We start from the raw sequence: 19,965 nt of genomic DNA, 5'->3' as shown, positions 1-19,965 counted from the left end.
CGCAGGGACGTTGACGTGAGACGCTTCGCGCACGGGCGTTCGCGGGAGGGGCGGGCACCCGTCACGGAGAGAGGAGCGCAGCGTGACGCAGAACGGCTTCCGCGCCGACGAGATCGACACCAGCAGGCCGCATCCCGCGCGGATCTACGACTACCTGCTGGGCGGCAAGGACAACTACCAGGTGGACCGCGAGGCGGGCGAGCAGCTCATCGGCGTCGCGCCCGAGGCACGGATCGGCGTGCAGGCCAACCGGGCGTTCCTGCAACGCGCGGTGCGGCACGTGGTCGGCGCCGGCGTCCGGCAGATCCTCGACATCGGCACCGGGCTGCCCACCTCCCCGAACGTCCACGAGATCGCCCGGGAGGTCGCGCCCGACGTGCGCATCGCGTACGTGGACAACGACCCGATCGTGAACACCCACGCCAACACGCTGATGAGCGAGGCCGGTACGACCAGTGTGGTCCTCGCCGACCTGCGCGACCCGCAGGCGATCCTGAACCACCCCGACGTCCACCGGGTCATCGACTTCGACCAGCCGGTCGCCCTGCTCCTCGTGGCGATCCTGCACTTCGTCACCAACGCCGAGGAACCCGAGCGGATCGTGGCCACGCTGCGCGACGCGCTCCCAGCCGGCAGCTACCTGGTGCTCTCGCACGCCACCAGCGACTTCAACGACCGCCGCGAGACCGCGACCGCGTACACCAACGCCACCGCGAGCATGAACCTGCGCAACCGCGCCGAGATCGCGCGGTTCTTCGACGGCTTCGACCTGATCGAGCCCGGCGTCGCGCAAGTGCCGTTCTGGCGGCCGGACTCCGAGCCCACCGCCGACGAGCGCGAGATCGGCTTCTACGGCGGCGTGGGCATCAAGAACGCCTGATCCCGGCCGCGTTCGCGTCCGCGCACCGCTCCCGCCCTCCGTGTCCCACGGGGCCGGGCCGCTCTTCTCCCGCCCTGTGCGGTCGGCCCGGTCCCCGACAACTTGCCGGTGGCAGTACCCTCTTGACCCTCACGGCCCCTCCTCTCCGGTCTCCGGGCGGCTGCCGGACGCCGTGGGCCCCGGCAGATCGGCCCGGCCGCCGGTGGAATCCGAGTACGGAACAGGGCGTCGGGGAGCTGCGAGCGGCAGTTCCGCCACAAGGGGCAGCGCGAGGGGCGGATTCAGGTGAGCGACCACCAGGGCACGGGCAAGGACGCGGGTGCGGGCATACCCGGCGAGGGCGGCGGGGCCTCGGAGCAGCAGGAGCAGCAGCCCGCGCGGAAGCCCGAGCAGGAACCCGCGCCGAAGTCCGCGCAGCAGCCGTCGGGGAGGCCCGCGGCCAAGGCGGTCCGCAAGGCCCCGGCGACACGGCCCGCACCGAAGGACGCTGCTCCCGCCGAGGGCGCGGCGGACGGCTCCGGCTCCGGGGAAACGGCTGAGGGCGCCGCCCCGGCCGGCGCACCCGCGGGGACGTCGGCACGCAAGGCGGCCCGAACCCGCGCCGCCGTACCGGCGAAGAAGGCCGCGGCGGCCGCGTCCACCCCGGCACGCAAGGCGACCGCCGCGAAGAAGGCGGCCCCCGCCCAGAGCGCAGGCCCAAGGACGACGTCCAAGGCCGCGCCGAAGACGCCGAAGACGCCGAAGATTCCGCCGACAACCGCGCCCAAGCCCGCAGCCACGGCCGCGGCCACGGCCACGAACCCGTCCGGCACCGCGAAGAAGGCGCCCGCCCGCCCCGCGGCGAAGTCCGCCCCGGACAAGGCCGTCACCACCCCCGCCGCTCCCGGCACCGCCACCCCCGCCGAGCCGCCCGCGCCCGCCTGGCAGGTCCCCGGCTACACCCACACCTCCGGCCCCGCCGCCGTCCCCACCGGCCAGGTTGTCCGGGCGACGCGCGACGCCGACGGCACCCAGGTCGCCATCACCTACCTCGCCCCCGAACTCGCCGGGGACGCCCGGTTCCGCGCCCGGCTGCGCGCCGAGGCCGAACGGCTCGCCACCCTCGAATCGCCGTACACCGTACGACTCCTCGCCTACGTCGAGGACGGCGCGCACGCCGCCGCCGTACGGGAACCGGTCGAGGGCGTCACCCTGGCCGCGCTGCTCGACGCGAAGGGCGCGACCTCGCCCGAGGCGGCGCTGACCGTGCTGAAGGGCGCGCTGCTCGGGCTCTCCGCCGCCCATGAGGCGGGCATCTCGGGCGGCTCTGCCTGCCCTCCGGCGAACCTGCTGGTGACGGCCGAGGGCACCCCGGCGCTCGTCGACCTCGGTGGCACGTCCAGCACCGCCGACATCCCCGCGGACCTGCTCGCGGCCACCGCCACCTGCCACGCCTGCCTGCCCGAGGGGAAGGCGGCCGAGCCCGTACAGCCCTTGCTGGCGGCGGGGTTGGCGGCCGAGCCGGCCGAACGGCCGCGCAGCGCGATCGACTTCGCGGTGGAGCTGGAAGCGGTGGCCGTGGCGGCGTACGGCGCCGCGTGGGAGGAGCGCGGGCGCGCCGAACTCGCCGCTCTCGTGGGTACGTTCGCGGTGGCGCCGGGAGCGGACGCCGTACCGGCGGGCGCGGCCGCACCCGTGCCCGTACCGCTGCCCGCACCTGCGCCCGCACCCGGCGAGCCGGCGCGCTCCGGTGTCGCGCTCGTGCCGCTCGTCACCGCGGACTACACCGAGGGCGCCGCTCCCGGTGCCGGTGCCGGGGAGGAGCCCGGCCGGCGGCGGCGCCGCAAGGGCCTGCTGCTCGCGGCCGCGGCCGTCATCGTCGCGGGCGCGATCACCGTCACCGCCGTGGCGACGGGCGGGAAGCACGGCACCGCGGCCGCCGCGGACCCCTCGCCGTCGGCCGCCCTGACCACCGCCGCGTCCCCGGCTGCCACCGCCTCCGCGGCCTCACCGTCGCCGGAGGCCACCACCGCCTCGCCCACCGCCACCACCCCGTCCCCGAGCGCGACGTCGGCCGTACCCGCCCCGACCACCGCGCCCGCCACCGCCACGTCCGCGCCGGCCGCGACCACCACGCCGACCACGATCCGCCGCACCACCGCGCCGCAGCCGCACGACCCGGCGGGCTCGGCACACGTCACCTCCGTCGCCGTCACCGACGCCCAGTGCACCTCCGACGGCCGTACCGCGAGCGCCACGGTCCGGGTCCGCTACGACGGCAGCTCGGGCACCCTGCGGGCCGTGTGGTGGCGCAGCTCCACCCCGAACCCCCAGGGCTCGGTCCAGCTGGTCTCGCCGCAGACCGCCCAGTTCCCCAAGGGCGGCAGGAGCTTCACCTACAGCGGGAAGGTCTCGGACATCGCGCCGGACCGCGACCGCCCGTACGTCGGGATCACCGTCTCCACCAGTCCCGCGGCGGCCTCCGGCGACAACTCCTTCGCCATCGCCTGCCGTTGAGCCGTTCCGGCCCGCCCGCACACCGGTCGGTGCGCGGGCGGGCCGACGGCATCGCGCTGCCCGCCTCCCGCGGTCCTACGGCTCGATCGGCACCCCGCGGCGGGCCAGCAGCGCCTTGAGCGACTGGATGACCGGGAACACCTCGTTGTTGAGGTCGGCGCCCTGCGTCTCGTACGCGCGCTGCTCGGCCTCCACGATCACCCGGTCCTGCCCGAAGATCCCCTCGGTGAACAGCGTGATCACCGGCCACAGCAGATGGATCACCCCCGGCACCGGCGGCTTCTGCACCATGATCAACCCGTAGGTGTGGTTGTGGTGTTGCGCCTGGTCGGTGGGCACGTACGCGTTCCACAGGTCGAGCGCCGGCGGCTCCTCGCGCTTGCCGTCGGTCCAGTAGCGCAGCGTCTGGTACGGGTAGCCGGTGCGGATCGTCATCAGGTCCGCGTACTTGTCGGTGCTGCCGCTGCCGATGATCAGCCGCTCGCCCAGCGACTGCTTGCCCTCGGTGCGCGAGAAGGAGTAGTCCGCCTCCAGCCAGTCCTCGCCCTCCCGCACGTCCAGCAGCCGGGCCCGTATCCGGCCCATCAGACTGCGGTGCAGGAACTGGTGGTTCATGTCCATCAGGTTCTCGTGCATGAAGGAGTAGTGGCAGGCGATGTCCCGGTCCAGCACCCGGGTCTTGTACCTGCTGTCGCGGTGGTAGGGCAGTTCGGGCACCGGGGTGACGTCGGCGAGTTCCTGGTCGCCGGGGAAGACGAACAGGAAGCCGTGCGCCTCCCGGCAGGCGTACGCGCGCACCCCGTTCGGCAGGGTCCGCTTCCGGTCCAGGTAAGGGATGTTGACGCACGCGCCGGTCCGGTCGTACGCCCAGCAGTGGTAACCGCACAGCAGCTGCTCGTCCTTGACCACCCCCATGCTCAGCGGCACCTGGCGGTGGGCGCAGCGGTCCTCCAACGCGTACGGGGCGCCCTTCTTGGGCCGCACCAGCACCAGTTCCGCCCCCGCGAACCGCGCCGCGAGCGTCCTTCCCGGCTTCAGGTCCCGTGAACGCGCCAGCGGATACCAGAAGTTCGGGTCGATCCCGGTCGTCCTCGTGGTCGGGACGTCACCCTCGGGGGCCACGTCCCGGTACTTGCGCAAAGGGTTCGCCTTCGGCAGCGTCATACCCCCGAACGTACCCACGGCCTCCCACCCCGCCCCGCGGCCCGTTCAGTATGGACTTGGTCAAATCTCCCGGCCGCGACCGCGGGCGGTCACGGGTAGTACGGGGTGTAGGTGACCGAGGAGACCTTCAGGTAGCGGGCGCCGTCCGCTGTGGCCCAGGTGGAGGCGTCCGGGTTGCCCGGCCAGTCCCCGCCGACCGCGGTGTCGATGATGAAGTGCATCCCGACGCCCGAACCGGTGGTGTACCACTTGGTGCCCTGGTAGACGTCGTCCACGTCGAAGTCGATGTGGTCGGGCCACCAGCTGAACGAGTACGTGTGGTAACTGTTCGTCCAACCCGCGGAGTTGTGCGCACTCCACTGCGTCTGCGCGTTGTTCGTGTCGTGGAACGTCTGGTAGACGGTATCCGGGTCGGACCCCACGATCTCCGCGCCGTCCATCTCCGGCAGCCACGGGTTCAGGTACGCCGCCCACACCGCGGGCAGCAGCCCCTGCCCGTTCGGCATGCTCGCGGTGAAGCGGTATGTCCCGTACCCGTACAGCGCCTTGGACTCCACGCGCCCCGAGTAGTACGTCCCGCCGGACTGGTACGTCTTGATCATCAGCGTCCCGCCGTCGTACCACACGCAGTCCGACGAGTACGTCTCCAACTCGTTGTTGGCGGTCCACCGGCCGCTGATCACGTTCCACGAGTCCACGGTCTGCGGCGCCCCCCACGAACTCGCGTGCGCGGACGGCTGCACCAGCACCAGGGACAGGAACCCGGCGACCACCGCGCCGAGGAGGCGGCCGAGCCGCACACGCACAGGTGACATCGGAACTCCGTTGCTCGAAGGCCGTGGGGGGACCGGAGTGGCAGCGCCGCCCTCGCACCGTAGCCCGTTGGTCCGTACCTGACAAGATGCGCCGCGGGCGGTAGCCGCACGCCCCGGCCGCCCCGGCCGCGGCGCCGGTGACCGCCGCCCGGGCCGTCGTCCCTTCACGCGGGCCCGGGCGGCGGTCGGCCGGATCAGGCGCCGGCGGTCGGGGTGGAGGTGGGGGCTGCGCCGCCACCGGGCACGTCCTCGCCGTCGTTGGTGGCGGCGGGGTCCACGGCCATCGTGATGTGGCCGGCCACACCGCGCTGGATGTGCCGGTGGTCGTAGACGAGTTTGAGCAGCCCGCCCTGGGTCCCGGTACCGGGGTAGATGCCGTCCTCGTCGAGCGTGGTGCGGGTCACGGTGTTCGCCGAGTACGGGGACACACCGGTGGTGGCCTCGACGGCGGTCTCGGCGAAGTAGAACTGCCCGGTGTGGCAGGTGCGGCCGCCGGTGTAGCCCGCGGAGGTGTGCGTGCCGCCGGTGTGCACCTTGGTGTGCACGTGGACGGCACGGCCGGTGTACCAGCCCGGGAAGACGGTACGGAAGGTCACGAAGCCCTCGTGGTCGGTCATCTGGATGCCGCGCAGCCAGGTGAGGTCGTCCGTCGGGGTGGCGTGGCCTCCGCCGCCGCCTCCGGACGGCGGGCCGCCGGTGGGCGGGGTCCCGGTGGGCGGAGTGCCGGTGGGCGGGGTACCGCCGCCGCCGTTGCCGGTCTGGGTGTAGCCGGAGTAGACGCCGGAGGCGTCGCAGTGCCAGATCTCGACGGCGGAGTTGCGCAGCGGGCGGCAGGTCTTGGCGTCCACCGCGCGCAGGACGAGCAGCAGCGGGATACCGGTGCGGTCCTCGACGACGTTCCTCCGGAAGAGTTCGTAGTCGAGGTAGTACGGTCCCTCGATCTGCTCGCTGGTCAACTGCATGCACGTGGTGGCGGCCAAGGCGTCCGCCCGCACGGCTCCGACCGTCGCCGATCCCGCGGCGGTGGTCCGGTCGGAGGCGTGTGCCGCGGCGCCGAGGCCCGTGAGGGCCACGGCGCCGGCACCGGCGAGGGTGAGCGCGCGGCGGCGGGTCAGGGCACGGGAGACGACGGCGTTGTCGGGTTCGTCGTGCTGTCGGTTGGTCATTTGCGTGACGCTAGGAAGGCAGCCTGTGACGGCCATGTGAAACACCCGCCTGATTCCGGCCAGATGAGCGCGCCGCGGGTCCGGCTTCGTACGGCTGCGGACAGCGGCGGGTGCCGGACGAGGCGGTGGCCGGCCGAGGCGCGCGGTCAGCGGGTTGTCCTGATGGCGGGCCTCCCGAGGCGGTTGGGGGTTTCGGCGAGGGCGTCGGCGTACTCGTAGGGGTCGTGGTCGAAGACCAGGGTGCGGCGCTCGTCGAGGGTGTAGGCGCTCCAGCCCGGGTCGCCGTCGTGCGCGAAGCGGACGAGCGCGGTGTGCATGCGCGTCGCGAGGTGCTGGGGGGCGGCCGGGCCCAGGAGTTCGGGGGCCTGGGGTGCGTCGAGGTGGTCGAAGGCGAAGGGGAGGTCGGCGCAGTGGGCGGCGCCGAAGACGGGGGCGGGCCAGGCGGACTGGTAGGCGTAGGTGGGGATGCCGGCCCGGGCGGCGGTGTCGGCGATGTGGCGGGCGGGGCGCCGGAAGGTGCGGTCGCTCAGCGCCTGCGCGAGCGCGTGCCCGGGGTTGCGGCTGCCGAGCCGGCCGAGGTAGGTGTCGAGGTCGTCGGCGGTGAGGCCGAGGTTGGCCATGCCCTGCACGCAGGCGTCAATGCTGGGAGCGGTGGTGAGGTCGCCGAGCAGGAAGTTCCACTCCTGGGTGGTGGTGCCGATCAACAGGGCCTCCACCGCGCCGGGTTGGGAGAGTGCGTCCTCGGGTGCGGTGGTGATGGCTTCGCCGTCGAGGGTGGGCTGCCAGCGCAGTGCGTCCCGGCCGGCCCGGCGGGCGCGCTCGTCGACGCTGTCGGCGGGCGCCTGGACTTCTCCGGGCAGCCAGGCCCGTTCGAGTTCCATGCGGCGGGCGGTGGGTGCGGCCGAGAGGGCCTGCCGGGTCCGCGGGGTGCCGAGTTGCGCGGCGAAGTCGGCGGAGAGCTGCCGCATGCGCTCCAGCGGCGTGAGCAGAGGCGTGCCGGCGCTCATCACGAGCAGGCGGCGGAAGAGGCCGCGGGCGGCCGGGGCGCCGGTCAGGGCGAGCGCGGCCGTCGCGCCGGCGGACTGCCCGGCCAGGGTGACGTTGGCGGGGTCGCCGCCGAAGGAGGCGATGTTGTCGCGTACCCAGGTCAGTGCGGCGGTGATGTCGAGCACGGCGCGGTTGGCGACCTGGTCGTCGAGGATCATGAACCCCTCGGCGGCGACACGGTAGTTGGGGACGACGAAGACCACGCCGTCGCGGGCGAAGGAGGCCCCGTCGTACCAGGGGCCGGCGTTGCTGCCGGTGAAGAAGCCGCCCCCGTACAGCCACACGATCACCGGGTAGGGGCCGTCGCCGCGGGCGGGGGCGTGGACGTTGAGGTTGAGGGCTTCGTCGCCCGCGATCACGGGGTCGGGGAAGAGTTCCTGGGCGACATGCGGGTGGGCGGGGCTGGGTCCGTGGCGGGTCGCCTCGAAGCAGGTGGTGAACCTGCCCCGCGGCTGGGGGACGTCGAAGGCGCGGCCGGGGTACGGGGCGCGCGCGTAGGGGATGCCGAGGTAGGCGGTGTGGGTCGCGTGCGCGATTCCCCTGACGGGGCCGCAGGGCGCGTTGACAGGCACGGGGTGCTTCCTTCTGGCGGGCGGGTGTGGGGAAGAGGAGGGCCGCGATCGCGGGATGGCGCTCCGCGGCGGTGGCGGAACCGGTCCGGCTCAGGCGGTGTCGGCCTCGTTCGCCGCGGCCGCGGTGTCCGGCGCGGGCCGGAGCCGCAGCGCCAGGGCCGCGGTGCCCAGGGCGAGGACGGCGAGCGCGTAGAACGCGACGCGGTAGCCGTCCACGACGGCCGCGTTGCCGCCGCTGCCGCTGTGGCTGGTGACGCCGGCGGCGATGGTGGCCAGGACGGCGAGGCCCAGCGCCGCACCGAGCTGGCGGCACATGTTGAGCAGCCCGGAGGCGACGCCGGCGTCGCGGGGGTCGATGCCGCTGGTCGACGCGACGATCGCGGGCATCATCGTCAGGCTGGTGCCCGCACCGACGACGACGGTGGGCAGCAGCACGCCGGTGACGTAGTCCGAGCGGACCGGCAGCCGCCCCAGCCAGGCCAGCCCCACGGCGGCGACGACCCCGCCGATCACCACCAGGCGGCGGGCGCCGACGACGGGGATCAGCTTCTGGGACAGCAGCACCCCGGCGCTGATGACCGCGACCATGGGCAGCAGGGACAGTCCGGTGCGCACGGCGCTGTGTCCCAGGACCTGCTGGAGGTAGAGCGAGAGGAAGAACAGCGGCGCGGTGATGACGGCGCCCATGCACAGCGTGAGGACGTTGCCCATGCGCACGTTGGCGACGGAGAAGATCCCCAGCGGGACGAGCGGTTCGCTGCTGCGACGCTCGACGGCCACGAACGCCGCGAGCAGCACCGCCCCGGCCACGAGCGAGCCGATCACCCGGGCGGCTCCCCAGCCCGCGTCGGGCGCCGCCGCGACGCCGTAGACGAAGGTCGCGGCCGACAGGGTCACGGTGAGCGCCCCCGCGAGGTCGATGCGCGAGCGGCGCTGTGCGGTCGCGGTCGGCGCCAGGCAGGTCAGGCTCGCGACGAGCAGGCCGGCCCCGATGGGTACGTTCACCAGCATCACCCATCGCCAGCTCACCGACGCCAGCAGGCCGCCGACCACGATGCCGGCGGCGCCGGCGCTGGAGGCGGCCACGCCCCACCAGGTCATGGCGCGGGTGCGCTCGGACGGTTCGGTGTGGCTCGCGGTGATCAGGCTGAGGCTGGAGGGCGCCAGCGCCGCGGCCCCCGCGCCCTGCACCACCCGGGCCGCCAGCAGCATCCAGCCGTCCTGCGCCAGCCCGCCTGCCAGCGAGGCCGCCGAGAAGACGACCAGACCGGTCTGGAAGACGCGGCGGCGTCCGAACAGGTCGCTGGCGCGGGCGGCGAACAGCAGCAGACCGCCGAAGGCGACCAGGTAGCCGTTGACCACCCACTGCTGGGTCGGGGCCGACAGGCCGAGGCCCGCCTTCATGGCCGGCAGGGCCACGTTCACGATGGAGGAGTCCAGCACCACCATGAACTGCGCCACGCACGCCACGACCGCGACGGCCGCGAGCGCGACACCGGGCTTGGCCACCCCGTGCGAAGGGTCCGCGGCCGGGGGCGCGGAGGTGCCGGCGCCCGGGGCGAGGGGGGATCGGTGGGGCATGACGGTGCTCCTCGGTGTTTCCGGATAGGCTGTCCGTCAATCGTAGAGCGATAACGGATAGGCTGTCCACCAAGGGGGTGCGAGCCTTGGGGCAGGCGTAGCGGCGTATCCCGGGTCGGCGTGCCCGGACCGGCGCACCCCGGGGTCGGCGCACCCCGACCCGAGGACCAGGCCTGGAGGAGGAGCACATGGAGGCGGGCACGACGGCGTTCCCCAAGCGGCGCGCGGCCGCGGAGCGCAACCGCGACAAGATCCTCGACGCGGCCCGGGACGCGTTCGCCGAGCCCGTTCCCGACATCTCCATGGCGGAGATCGCCCGTCGCGCCGGGGTCGGCATGGCCACGCTGTACCGCAACTTCGCCGGCCGGCAGGAGCTCCTGGAGGCGCTCTACGCGGACGAGGTCGACCAGGTCTGCGCCGCGGCCACGACCGAGCCCGGCCAGACCCCCGCGGCAGCACTCATCACCTGGCTGCGCCGGCTGATCGCGTTCATCCCGCACAAGCGGCTGATCACTTCCGAGCTGCTGGAGCACACCGACCGGGACGGCCTCACCAGCCACCGCGCCCGAGCCGTCGAAGCGGGCCGCCCCCTGCTGGCCGCCGCCCAGGAAGCCGGGCAGATCCGCGACGACCTCACCCTGGAGCAGGTCTTCGACCTGATCGTCGCCATCGCCAAGGTCAACGAGTCACCCGACTACCTGCACCCCCTCTTCGAAACCGTCCTCGACGGCCTCCGCCGCGGCCCGGCCTGAGGAGCCGCCCGACCGCAGGTCGGACGGCAGCAGGCTGCCCACCGGGCTTCGGCCGGACGAGAGCCTTCCGTGCGTTCCGCACCCGAGCGCTGTCGTCAGAGCAAGGCGCATCCTCGAACTCTGCGTGCCGGACGCATGGCGGACCCAGGTCCGGCCGGGCGGCCTGATGGTCGTCGCCGTCGGGTACGGCATCGCGCGCCTGACGGTCGGCGAGGACCACAGCGCATCCGGCCGTATCCTGCCGCACCTCACCGCGTTCATGGCGGCCCGCTCCACGCCGGACGCGACCGCGGACACGGCCCGCCACATCGCGGGCACCCTGGCGACCGCGCAGGGAGAGCACCAGACGATCACCGTCCCCGCCGGCCTCGACGCCGACGTGCCGCAGCTCCTCGCCTCCCTCATCCACCCGGACGTCGCCCAGATCGACCTCGTCGACGCGGACGGGCGCACCGTGCGCTGCCTGTACACCCCGGACATGGAGTCGTGGGCCCGCATCACCATGCGCGACCCCCGCGAGGCCGACCTCGTCCACGGGGGGCCGCGCGATCTCTGGGCGGAGCTTGCGCCGCACCTGCACACGTGGGTCGAGGCCAGACGCCCCGGCATCGACCGCTACGGACTCACCGTGACCGCCGAGGGCGGCCACACCCTGTGGCTCGACGACCCGACCGGGTACGCCTGGCCCCTCACGTAGACCTCACCGCGCTGCCCCACCCCGTCACCCGCGGGTCTTTGTTCACCCGGGCCCGGCACGCCACCCCAAGGTTCGCCGGGCACGGGTCCGCTGGTCACCTCCCGGGGGGACGCACCGCTGCGTACCCTTCTCGGCGTGGGGGGGTGGACCCGCCGTGGCGGCGGTCCAGCCCTGTGGCTGATGCAGTGAGCCACTGCGCATGACAGGGGAGATGGCATGGACTTCGCCAAGAACGTCAAGGGTTTCGCCAGAGGAGCCGCAAGGCGTTTCACAGAGGTCGTGGCATCCATGAAGCAGGCCAAGATCCAGTCCATACGCGACGATGCCCAGAAGGCCATAGACGAAGGCCGCGTCGTTTTCGTGTACCGGATCAACGGCGGCTCGCTGGACTACTCAGGCTCGCTCGATGGCCTCGCGGAGTACATCGAGGTGATCGAGACGGTGGGATGGCGACTCGATCAGTCAACATTCACGCACGACAAGGAGGGGGCTACGTCGGCTTTTCTCACCTTCCGGCGAGCGGAGGGCTCCGTTGGGGCAAGGTGAGAACGAGCAGCGATGCCCACCGTCCTCGGCAACCGTGGCGCTCTGAGTCAGCGTTTACGCAATTCTCAGTGCATTCCTACGAATTCCGCCAGGGGTAGGCACCAGCGTCCACCCCTTCCTGCTTGTCACCCCAGGGGCACACGCCAGCGCGTACCCCTTTCGGTCCGCACAGGCCGCCAGGGGTCCACCCCTTGCGGGCGCGGGCGCGAGTTTTTCGCCGATCCCAGAAAACCCATCTGACCTGCAGCAACGGCCCCGGGGGGGGAATCGCTTGCCTCCACCTTCGCGGCGACTACACCGCAGTCCGTGTCCGGACCTTCTGCCTCAACGGCGTCAACGGAGTCCTATAGGTTCCCACCCGCACCCGCACCCGCCCCACGACCGCGGACTCCGCCCCATCGCTTTCGGCGACGCACGCCTGCCCTGGGCCGCGCCCACGAACTGACCACGAGCCCATAGGGCACAGATCGCCTGGTGCAAGCCGAGCGCACCAGGACGCCCCGTCTCCGCAGCAGGGCACAGCTCGCGCAGGAGCGGGCAAAGCTGGCCGCGATGCCACCCTTCTGCAACGTAACCGGCCCGTCCACCCAGCAGGCCATACGCGGCGACCTACGCGTCGCGCTCAGCTCCGCGATCGCACAGCAGCTCATCACCTTCAACCCGGCTGCCCGCGTCGAACTCGCCTCGGGCCGTAGACCGAAGCTCCTGCTGGGGACGGACCAACTCGTCCGACGGTGGCGGCAGACGGGCGAGATCCCCGGCTCGAGCATGATCTGGGCACCGCAGCAGTTCGGCGTCTTCTTCGACGCCGCCCAGGACGACAGGCTGTACGCCCTCTTCCACCTCGTCGGCTTCCACGGCCTACGTCGCGGCGAAGCTGTCGGCCAGGACTGCAGCAACGTCGACCTCACGGCCGGCCTCATCACCCCGGCCAAGGAGATCGTGGTCTACCGCTGGGGCCTCTACGCAGCCGAGCCGAAGACAGACGGCAGCGCCAACCCCTCGCGCTCGGCACCCCCACGATTGGCCCTCCGCTCCCACAAGAAGCGACAGAAGAAAGAGCGCAAGCAGTGGGGATCCGCCTGGACCGATCCCGGCAAGGTCTTCATCCGTGAAAACGGCTCCTGGCTCCACCCCGAAACCGTCTCCCATGCCTTCCGCCACATCCACGCGACGACCGACCTCCCCCGATCACCTTCCGCGACCTCCGCCACGTCTCCGCGACCCTCACGCACGCAGGCGGCGGAGACATCCACACGGTGCAGGAAGCGCTGCGCCACTCCACGATCACCCTGACTTCGGGCACGTACACCAGCCTCCTCCCGGAGCTGGACCGGGAGTTCGCGGAGAGGGCAGCCGCTCTGGTTCCTCGCAGCCGTCGACCGCAAACCATGTAGCTGCTGGCCCCGCCAGTCCCACGACAAGCCAAAGCCTCAAGATCGGCGCCCGCGGCTCGGGTGACGGAATGAGTAAATCAATCGGGCCGTAAGCTCGGAAGCAATCTCACGCGCACGAGTGGAGACTGCTCCCGCAGTGACGGCCTCTTCCGGCAATGCCTCGATGGGCGCGTCCGTGACGCGGAGTGCTGCGGACTGGGGTTTGACCTCGCTGAGACGCTCGACGGTGACCATCCTCGTGTTCTCAATGGCGGCCGCTGGCGCGTAGGACTGTGCCTCGGTCGCGCCGATGCTCATCAAGAGTTCCAGCAGGAAGGCCAGCCGCTCGCTCGTGTGCTCCTCGTCGAGCACATAGGTAAGTCCTGGTTTAGGCAGGGCTTCCCATGCGCTGAGTTGGCCGGATCGTGTGATGGCCAGGCCGGCGGAGCGGTCGTACGGTTCATGGACACTGGCCATAGCCATCGCAGCAGAGTCGTCCGTCTTCACGCGTTCGAGGTTCGTGAAGAACCCCTTCGAGCGCCCCAGACCCACCAACTCACCGGCCAGTTGTCGCATCCGAACCGCAGGAACCCTGCCGGTGCCAGGTACCGGTACGAGATGTAGCTCAATCAGGGAGGGCCCGTTGGTGTAGGCACTCCTGGGAAGGAGTTCCCGATGCCAGGAGACCTCGGCCGGAGCAACAAGTTCTTGCCACTCCAGCCCGGCGTCAGACTTCGTGTTGGCCGGTGTCCTGCTATCAGCCACATTCGTCTCGGCCACAAGGTGGGCGATCACCTCAGCCATGAACCATGCGGCGTGCCGTGCGGCGGTCGCTTGCAAGCCTGTGGCGTCGGTTTCCCCCTTGGTCCCATCCGCGCGGTCACTGATGCCGCGGATAACGAGATGAGGAACCCCCTGAGCCATATGAGCCGCGCTGGCAAACCCTGCTCCCTCCATCTCTACCGCCACCGCACCGTTGTAGTGCTCGTCGAGGAACACACGCGCAGTATCGTGGCGGGGGACGTCCAACACTACGTCACCCGCTGCAATCGGCTTGAAGTGAACCGTCGTTGAGACTCGCGCGCCTTCCGGGAACCTGTTCTTCCAGCTCCCGCTGTTCGCCACGTAATGGGCCACCTGTTGAAGCGAATAGGTCGCTGGCCAACTCTGAGGACGGGCCTTGAATCCTTGCGGATCACGCTTTCCACCCTGGTACGCGTGCACTTCGGTTGCAACCACCACATCGCCTGGCGAGACATCCGATTTTAGAGCACCCGCAATACCCGTGAACAGGACTGCTCGAGGCCGAACGAAACTGACTGCACGCTCTGTGATCGACGCCGCTGAGTCGTTGCCAGGGCCGGTAGCCGTCAAATAGACGTCATACGTGGAGCCCGCCAACCGTCCACGCTCGAAGATCGTCCCAGCGTGGTCGATACGGGTTGGCTCTTCGAGCAACTGCCAAACAGCCCGGTATTCCAGCGGCAGTGCTGTGAGCACGACGACGCTGTTCGACGGTTCGTCCACGTAAACCACCTCGTTCGTTCGACCCCGAAAGACAGTTCAACTGGGGAACCGTCCCTGACTGTTCACACCGTAGACGAGTCAGGCAGGAACGAACGATCGAACAGCTTAAATTCACGACTAGGAGGGTTTGTGGTGACAACTGGTGGCGAAACGAGCAAGAGCATCATACTCTTGGCCGAATATGCCCAGATCAAGGACGAACAGCGAGCGCGGATCGGCTTCCGGGACAACTTGCTGTACGTCACGCTGGCCGCGGTGACCGCAGTGGCAGCACTTGCGGTTCAGGCGAAGCGTCCCGACCTGGTGTTGGCGCTACCGCTGATCTGCGTGGTGCTCGGCTGGACCTATCTCGTCAACGACGAGAAAATCTCAGCAATCGGCCGATACGTTCGCACGCAGCTCGGCCCCCAACTTGCTACAGTCACGGGTAGCAGCGTCGCGATCTTTGAGTGGGAGGCCTTCCACCGGGGCGATAGCAGGCGCGTGACTCGAAAGAGAATTCAGACCGTAGTCGACCTGACTGCCTTTCTGATCGTGCCCTATGCAGCTCTTGTTGCCTTCTGGTGTTACGGAAGGGCCGCCAATACCTTACTGCTCGCTGCCTCCGCTACGGAGGGGGCAGCCGTTGTCGGTCTGGGCATCCAGTTCGTGATCTACGCCGAGCGGTGATCGACGCAGGCCTTCCCCTGCCACGGCCAAGCGGCCTCACCGGAGGCCAGACCTGACACTGCGGCTCACACATCGCTCACGCACGGCCCCCAGCGCAGCGGTGCCCCGGCCGTCCGAAGACGACCGGGGTACCATACCCGCAGGTCAGGGACACCCGAAGGGCCCGGACGCGGTAGGCCGCGTGGGACTCGAACCCACAACCAATGGATTAAAAGTCGCCCGGATTCCGGACCGAAGGATGACCCGTAGTCCACAAGGATCCCATTCGTGCAGGTAGGAAGCATGACCGGTCCACTTCGGGGCAGACCGTTTCCCCTGTTCCGCAGGCGTCCGGGCTCACACCGGGCTCACCGGGATGCCGCGGGTGCCGCGGGTGCCGCGGGTGCCGCGGGTGCCGCTGAGCTTGGCACGGCAACGGGCCGGGCTCGTCGGGGTGGCTGCACCCATCGGGAAGGCGGGAGAAGCATCCGTCCGCCTTCCCGATGGGATCAGGTGCCGACCGTGACGCGAGCGGCGACCTCTGCTAGCGCTCCAGGCGATTTTGAGATCCATCCAGCAGGTGTGTCGGCGGATCGTCGGGTAGTAGTGGCAGCGTCGGGCTGTTGCCTGGTGGCGTCTGCGCCAGATTGACCAGTGCAGCATCCTGGCAGCGTTCGAGGCCAGCGGGCCGAGGACGACTACGAGCCGGATCGCAGCCAGGAGTGCAGTAGTCGAAGACACGTGCACACCGGCACCCGCGACCCAGACGTCAGCAGGGGCAATGAGGGCTCGTGATTCCGCCGCTGTACGTCGCGGAACGCCTGTTGCTACCCCTCGCAGGGGCGATGAGGGCCCGGTGCCGCCTGGGCCAGTGCGTTCCTGTCGTTGTGTTGCCCCTCGCAGGGGCGATGAGGGCGCTGGTTCCACGCCTACGCCGGTCGCGAGGCTCACGGTTGCTACCCCTCGCAGGGGCGATGAGGGCTGCGCGGTGGCTGCGTCCAGGGCGGTGAAGGCGGCGTGTTGCTACCTCTCGCAGGGGCAATGAGGGCCGCGACGCCCTCGACAGCGACCGGCCGGGCGAAGCGGTTGCTACCCCTCGCAGGGGCAATGAGGGCTAGAAGTTGCGCAGGCAGCCGGTCGTCGCGTGTACGTTGCTACCCCTCAGGGGCAATGAGGGCGCTGGCCAGCCTCGCCCTGATCACCGTCCTGTACGTGTTGCTACCCCTCGCAGGGGCAATGAGGGCGCGGGCCCGCCGGCTACTGCCGCCCGTGGGCACGACGTTGCTACCCCTCGCAGGGGCAATGAGGGCCACCGGTCGGCCGCCGTCGGGGCACCGTCCGGGGTGCGTTGCTACCCCTCGCAGGGGCGATGAGGACCACCCTCAAGGCCGTGGCGGCCCGGCTCTACCTCGCGTTGCTACCCCTCGCAGGGGCGATGAGGACGTGGTGAGGATGACGGCCTGGTCCAGGCCGAACGCCTGTTGCTACCCCTCGCAGGGGCGATGAGGACTACGAGGCTCCGCTCGGTGTCCTGGTCTGGTACCGGTAGTTGCTACCCCTCGCAGGGGCGATGAGGACCGGCCCGGACCGGCTGTGCGATCCGCACGTGCACTGTTGCTACCCCTCGCAGGGGCGATGAGGACCCGTACGCGCCGGTCCGCGCCAGCCCGAGCACGCTCGGTTGCTACCCCTCGCAGGAGCGATGAGGGCGTCGGGCTCGTAGTCCGCGCGGTCCACCCAGCCGTGTTGCTACCCCTCGCAGGGGCGATGAGGACCGGCCTCGGCCTCATCTGCGGCACGCTCCTCGGCCTGTTGCTACCCCTCGCAGGGGCGATGAGGACCCGCCTGGCGCTGAAGGACACGCGGAAGCTCGTCTTGTTGCTACCCCTCGCAGGGGCGATGAGGACTCGGCCATGCCCTCGAAGAGGCGCTGTCGCTCTGCTTGTTGCTACCCCTCGCAGGGGCGATGAGGACCGTCAAAGCCGTCATCAGTTGCTCCCTCCAGTCGGTGGTTGCTACCCCTCGCAGGGGCGATGAGGACGGCATGGTGCCGCCGTCCCACACTAGGGTCAGCGCGGGTTGCTACCCCTCGCAGGGGCGATGAGGACTCACGAACGCTGCCAGCTCCCACGACGACATGGGGCGTTGCTACCCCTCGCAGGGGCGATGAGGACCCCCTGGGCCCGCAGGCGGGCACACAGGAGACCTGAGGTTGCTACCCCTCGCAGGGGCGATGAGGACCGCCCGGTGAGCCCACCGTCGGCAAGCGGGCCGTCGCGTTGCTACCCCTCGCAGGGGCGATGAGGGACCGTGCTCGACAAGGTCAAGGCCCTGTCGCTGCTGCCGTTGCTACCCCTCGCAGGGGCGATGAGGGACCTTCACCCTTCCGTTCGGGATGGAGATCTGATGCGGGGTTGCTACCCCTCGCAGGGGCGATGAGGGACCAAACCCGGGGGGCACGGGCATATAGGCCCTGACCTGGTTGCTACCCCTCGCAGGGGCGATGAGGGACCGTACATGCTCAGCGGGTACCGGCCGCTCTCCTGTGGTTGCTACCCCTCGCAGGGGCGATGAGGGACGCTGCCCGATGGCCGGTAGTCGGTCTCCTCATCCACGTTGCTACCCCTCGCAGGGGCGATGAGGGACCCGGGTCGTCGCCACCGTCAGCCGGGGCGAGCTTCAGGTTGCTACCCCTCGCAGGGGCGATGAGGGACTCCGTGAGCGTGTTGATGTCCTGGGCGCGGGGATCGCCGTTGCTACCCCTCGCAGGGGCGATGAGGGACCCCGGCTCCGGTCGGCCTGCCGCGCCGGGCTCCTCGGGTTGCTACCCCTCGCAGGGGCGATGAGGGGCTCCAACCTCGCGCTGACCATGAAGACGAACCTCGGACGTTGCTACCCCTCGCAGGGGCGATGAGGGGCTCGGTGTCGATGTCCCCATCGGCGTCGACGTACTTGTTGCTACCCCTCGCAGGGGCGATGAGGGGCTCGACACCGGCATCGCCTTCCAGATCAGCGACGTGGTGTTGCTACCCCTCGCAGGGGCGATGAGGGGCCCCGCCGCGCACGCACACCCCTGACCGCGAGTGGACGTTGCTACCCCTCGCAGGGGCGATGAGGGGCCGGCCGGCCGCGTCTTCGTCAAGGGCGTCCCCACCACGTTGCTACCCCTCGCAGGGGCGATGAGGGGCGCGACGTGACGATCCCGCGGTACGCCTGCGGCAACTGGTTGCTACCCCTCGCAGGGGCGATGAGGGGCCACCACCGTCGCCCACCTCGCCGCCGCCACCGGCATGTTGCTACCCCTCGCAGGGGCGATGAGGGGCCCCAGGGTAAAGCCGCAGGTCGTACAGGTCGAGGGGCGGGGTGCGGGTGGAGGTTTTGCAGCGGACCTCCGGTTGTGCGGGTGGGCCCGGTGTGGCGCTGAAATTCGGTGGGAGGCTCCGGGGTCAGAGGACGTCGGTCGGGGCGGGTTCTGTCGCGCCCCACTCGAGGCGCTCGGGGACGGCTCCTGGGGGGAAGGTGTAGACGAGGACGTTGTCGTAGGTGAGGTCGAGGACGGATTCGACGGCGTTGTGGAAGCGGCGGAGTTGGGCGTCGCTGAGGTGGCCTTCGAAGACGCTGCGTTGGACGTGGTGGAGGTATTTGCGGCAGGTGCGGAGGATCTTGGGGTTGCGTTCGGCGAGCGTGTCGTAGACGACAACGACGTACACGACCGGCTACCACCAGATCCGGAAGGGCTTGTAGGGGGTGCCTTCGAGGCAGTGCCGGGTGAGGGCGAGGGCGTCGAGGTAGAGGAGTTCGTCGTAGGCGACGTTGCGGGCGAGGGTGCGGTGGGCGACGGTGACGGCGAACTCGTCGCGGACGGTCTGGACGACGAGTTTGCGCCCGGTGTCGCTGAGCATCGCCTGGTTGGTGTCGCGGTCGAAGTGGTGTTCCTTGAGCTGGTTGCGGGCGGCCATGCGCAGCAGGAGGCGTTCGGCCATGAGGGGTTTGAACATCTCCGACAGGTCGAGGACCAGGGAGTGGCGTTGGCGTTCCATGGTGCCGTGGAGGAAGGCGATGCCGCTGTGGAGGGGAGTGAGGCGTACGGCGGTCAGGACGCGGGCGTAGGTGATGCCGTTGACGTAGCTGATGAAGGCGTTGCCGGCGTTCTTCGGTGGGCGGCGGCTTCGGCCGTTGAGTTGGAGCCAGTCGGGGAGTTTGGTGTCGATGACTTCCCAGGCGGAGCGGCGGAAGGTGCCTTCGGCGCCCATGAGTTGGGCTTGGGTGGTGCTGGTCTTGAGGGAGTCCTGCAGGACGGTGTAGGGGCGGGCGAGGAGTTTGCGGTCGACGACGCGGCGGACGTTGAAGGCGCAGGCGTCCACGATGTTGCGGGCGATGGCCATGCCGGCTTGTGGGTCGGCTGCTGTGCGGGCTTGGGCGAGGACGGTCTCGCCGGAGGTGCTCGTGTCGGAGGTGAGCAGGGAGCCGGCGTAGTCGCCGTAGTAGCTGAGGAGGTGGACGTTGATGCGGTGCCGGTTGAGGAGGGAGACGACTGCGGTGTTGATGTCGGTCTCGGCGCAGGCGACGATGTCGCGGACGTCGGTGACGGGGATGTGGACGCCGGCGGCGTTGTCCCGTTCGATGATGAGGGATTCGTCTTTGCGGCGGATGCGGCACGGGCTGGTGAGCCAGTAGGTGCGGGCGGCTGCGGGCATC

General features: G+C 70.5%; 15 protein-coding genes and 1 CRISPR repeat array. Of the genes, 7 read left to right on the top strand and 8 right to left on the bottom strand.

Annotation, left to right across the window (positions count from 1 at the left end; translation table 11 throughout):
* Positions 1–82: 82 nt before the first annotated feature.
* A complete protein-coding gene (locus WA788_RS00680; protein WP_335970448.1) occupies positions 83–880 on the top strand; it encodes an SAM-dependent methyltransferase in 798 nt (265 codons plus the stop codon).
* A gap of 285 nt (positions 881–1,165) precedes the next feature.
* Positions 1,166–3,376, top strand: coding sequence for a protein kinase domain-containing protein (locus WA788_RS00675; protein WP_335970446.1), 2,211 nt, complete (start codon positions 1,166–1,168; stop codon positions 3,374–3,376).
* A gap of 75 nt (positions 3,377–3,451) precedes the next feature.
* On the opposite strand, the gene WA788_RS00670 is transcribed toward WA788_RS00675, so the two are convergent.
* The 5 genes from WA788_RS00670 to WA788_RS00650 all read right to left on the bottom strand — a co-directional run bounded on the left by WA788_RS00670 (position 3,452) and on the right by WA788_RS00650 (position 9,721).
* Positions 3,452–4,540, bottom strand: coding sequence for an aromatic ring-hydroxylating dioxygenase subunit alpha (locus tag WA788_RS00670; RefSeq protein WP_335970444.1), 1,089 nt, complete (start codon positions 4,538–4,540; stop codon positions 3,452–3,454).
* 89 nt (positions 4,541–4,629) lie between these two features.
* Positions 4,630–5,355 (bottom strand): glycoside hydrolase family 16 protein, encoded by a 726-nt coding sequence (locus WA788_RS00665; protein WP_335970443.1) that lies wholly within the window; start codon positions 5,353–5,355, stop codon positions 4,630–4,632.
* A 194-nt stretch (positions 5,356–5,549) separates the two neighbouring features.
* On the bottom strand, positions 5,550–6,521 hold the full coding sequence (locus tag WA788_RS00660; protein ID WP_335970442.1) for an intradiol ring-cleavage dioxygenase: 972 nt from the start codon (positions 6,519–6,521) through the stop codon (positions 5,550–5,552).
* Positions 6,522–6,667: 146 nt separating this feature from the next.
* Entirely contained in the window at positions 6,668–8,140 is a 1,473-nt protein-coding gene (locus tag WA788_RS00655) for a carboxylesterase family protein (RefSeq protein WP_335970440.1), read from the bottom strand.
* A gap of 90 nt (positions 8,141–8,230) precedes the next feature.
* Entirely contained in the window at positions 8,231–9,721 is a 1,491-nt protein-coding gene (locus WA788_RS00650) for an MFS transporter (RefSeq protein ID WP_335970439.1), read from the bottom strand.
* Between the two features lie 188 nt (positions 9,722–9,909).
* Here WA788_RS00650 and WA788_RS00645 point away from each other — a divergent pair, with 188 nt between their 5' ends.
* The 4 genes from WA788_RS00645 (at position 9,910) to WA788_RS00630 (ending at position 13,012) form a co-directional block, all read left to right on the top strand.
* Entirely contained in the window at positions 9,910–10,473 is a 564-nt protein-coding gene (locus WA788_RS00645; protein WP_335970437.1) for a TetR/AcrR family transcriptional regulator, read from the top strand.
* Between the two features lie 124 nt (positions 10,474–10,597).
* Positions 10,598–11,170 carry a hypothetical protein gene (locus tag WA788_RS00640; RefSeq protein WP_335970435.1) on the top strand — a complete coding sequence of 191 codons (573 nt, stop codon included), beginning with the start codon at positions 10,598–10,600 and terminating at the stop codon, positions 11,168–11,170.
* A 216-nt stretch (positions 11,171–11,386) separates the two neighbouring features.
* Entirely contained in the window at positions 11,387–11,716 is a 330-nt protein-coding gene (locus tag WA788_RS00635) for a hypothetical protein (protein ID WP_335970433.1), read from the top strand.
* Positions 11,717–12,190: 474 nt separating this feature from the next.
* Positions 12,191–13,012, top strand: coding sequence for a hypothetical protein (locus tag WA788_RS00630; RefSeq protein WP_335970431.1), 822 nt, complete (start codon positions 12,191–12,193; stop codon positions 13,010–13,012).
* A gap of 137 nt (positions 13,013–13,149) precedes the next feature.
* On the opposite strand, the gene WA788_RS00625 is transcribed toward WA788_RS00630, so the two are convergent.
* Positions 13,150–14,619, bottom strand: a complete 1,470-nt coding sequence (locus WA788_RS00625; RefSeq protein ID WP_335970429.1) for a 5'-methylthioadenosine/S-adenosylhomocysteine nucleosidase family protein — start codon at positions 14,617–14,619, stop codon at positions 13,150–13,152.
* Positions 14,620–14,784: 165 nt separating this feature from the next.
* On the opposite strand from WA788_RS00625, the gene WA788_RS00620 reads away from it, so the two are divergent.
* Positions 14,785–15,288 carry a hypothetical protein gene (locus WA788_RS00620; RefSeq protein ID WP_335971214.1) on the top strand — a complete coding sequence of 168 codons (504 nt, stop codon included), beginning with the start codon at positions 14,785–14,787 and terminating at the stop codon, positions 15,286–15,288.
* 1,192 nt (positions 15,289–16,480) lie between these two features.
* Positions 16,481–18,589: a CRISPR direct-repeat array (repeat unit 30 nt; unit sequence GTTGCTACCCCTCGCAGGGGCGATGAGGAC).
* Positions 18,590–18,713: 124 nt separating this feature from the next.
* On the opposite strand, the gene cas2 is transcribed toward WA788_RS00620, so the two are convergent.
* Positions 18,714–18,977 (bottom strand): CRISPR-associated endonuclease Cas2, encoded by a 264-nt coding sequence (gene cas2 / locus WA788_RS00615; protein WP_335970427.1) that lies wholly within the window; start codon positions 18,975–18,977, stop codon positions 18,714–18,716.
* A gap of 6 nt (positions 18,978–18,983) precedes the next feature.
* A complete protein-coding gene (cas1b, locus tag WA788_RS00610; RefSeq protein ID WP_335970425.1) occupies positions 18,984–19,964 on the bottom strand; it encodes a type I-B CRISPR-associated endonuclease Cas1b in 981 nt (326 codons plus the stop codon).
* Position 19,965: the final 1 nt, after the last annotated feature.

This window comes from Streptomyces sp. CA2R106 (genome assembly GCF_037034245.1).
GTDB lineage: Bacteria > Actinomycetota > Actinomycetes > Streptomycetales > Streptomycetaceae > Actinacidiphila.
This window is presented reverse-complemented; position numbering and strand designations above follow the sequence as displayed.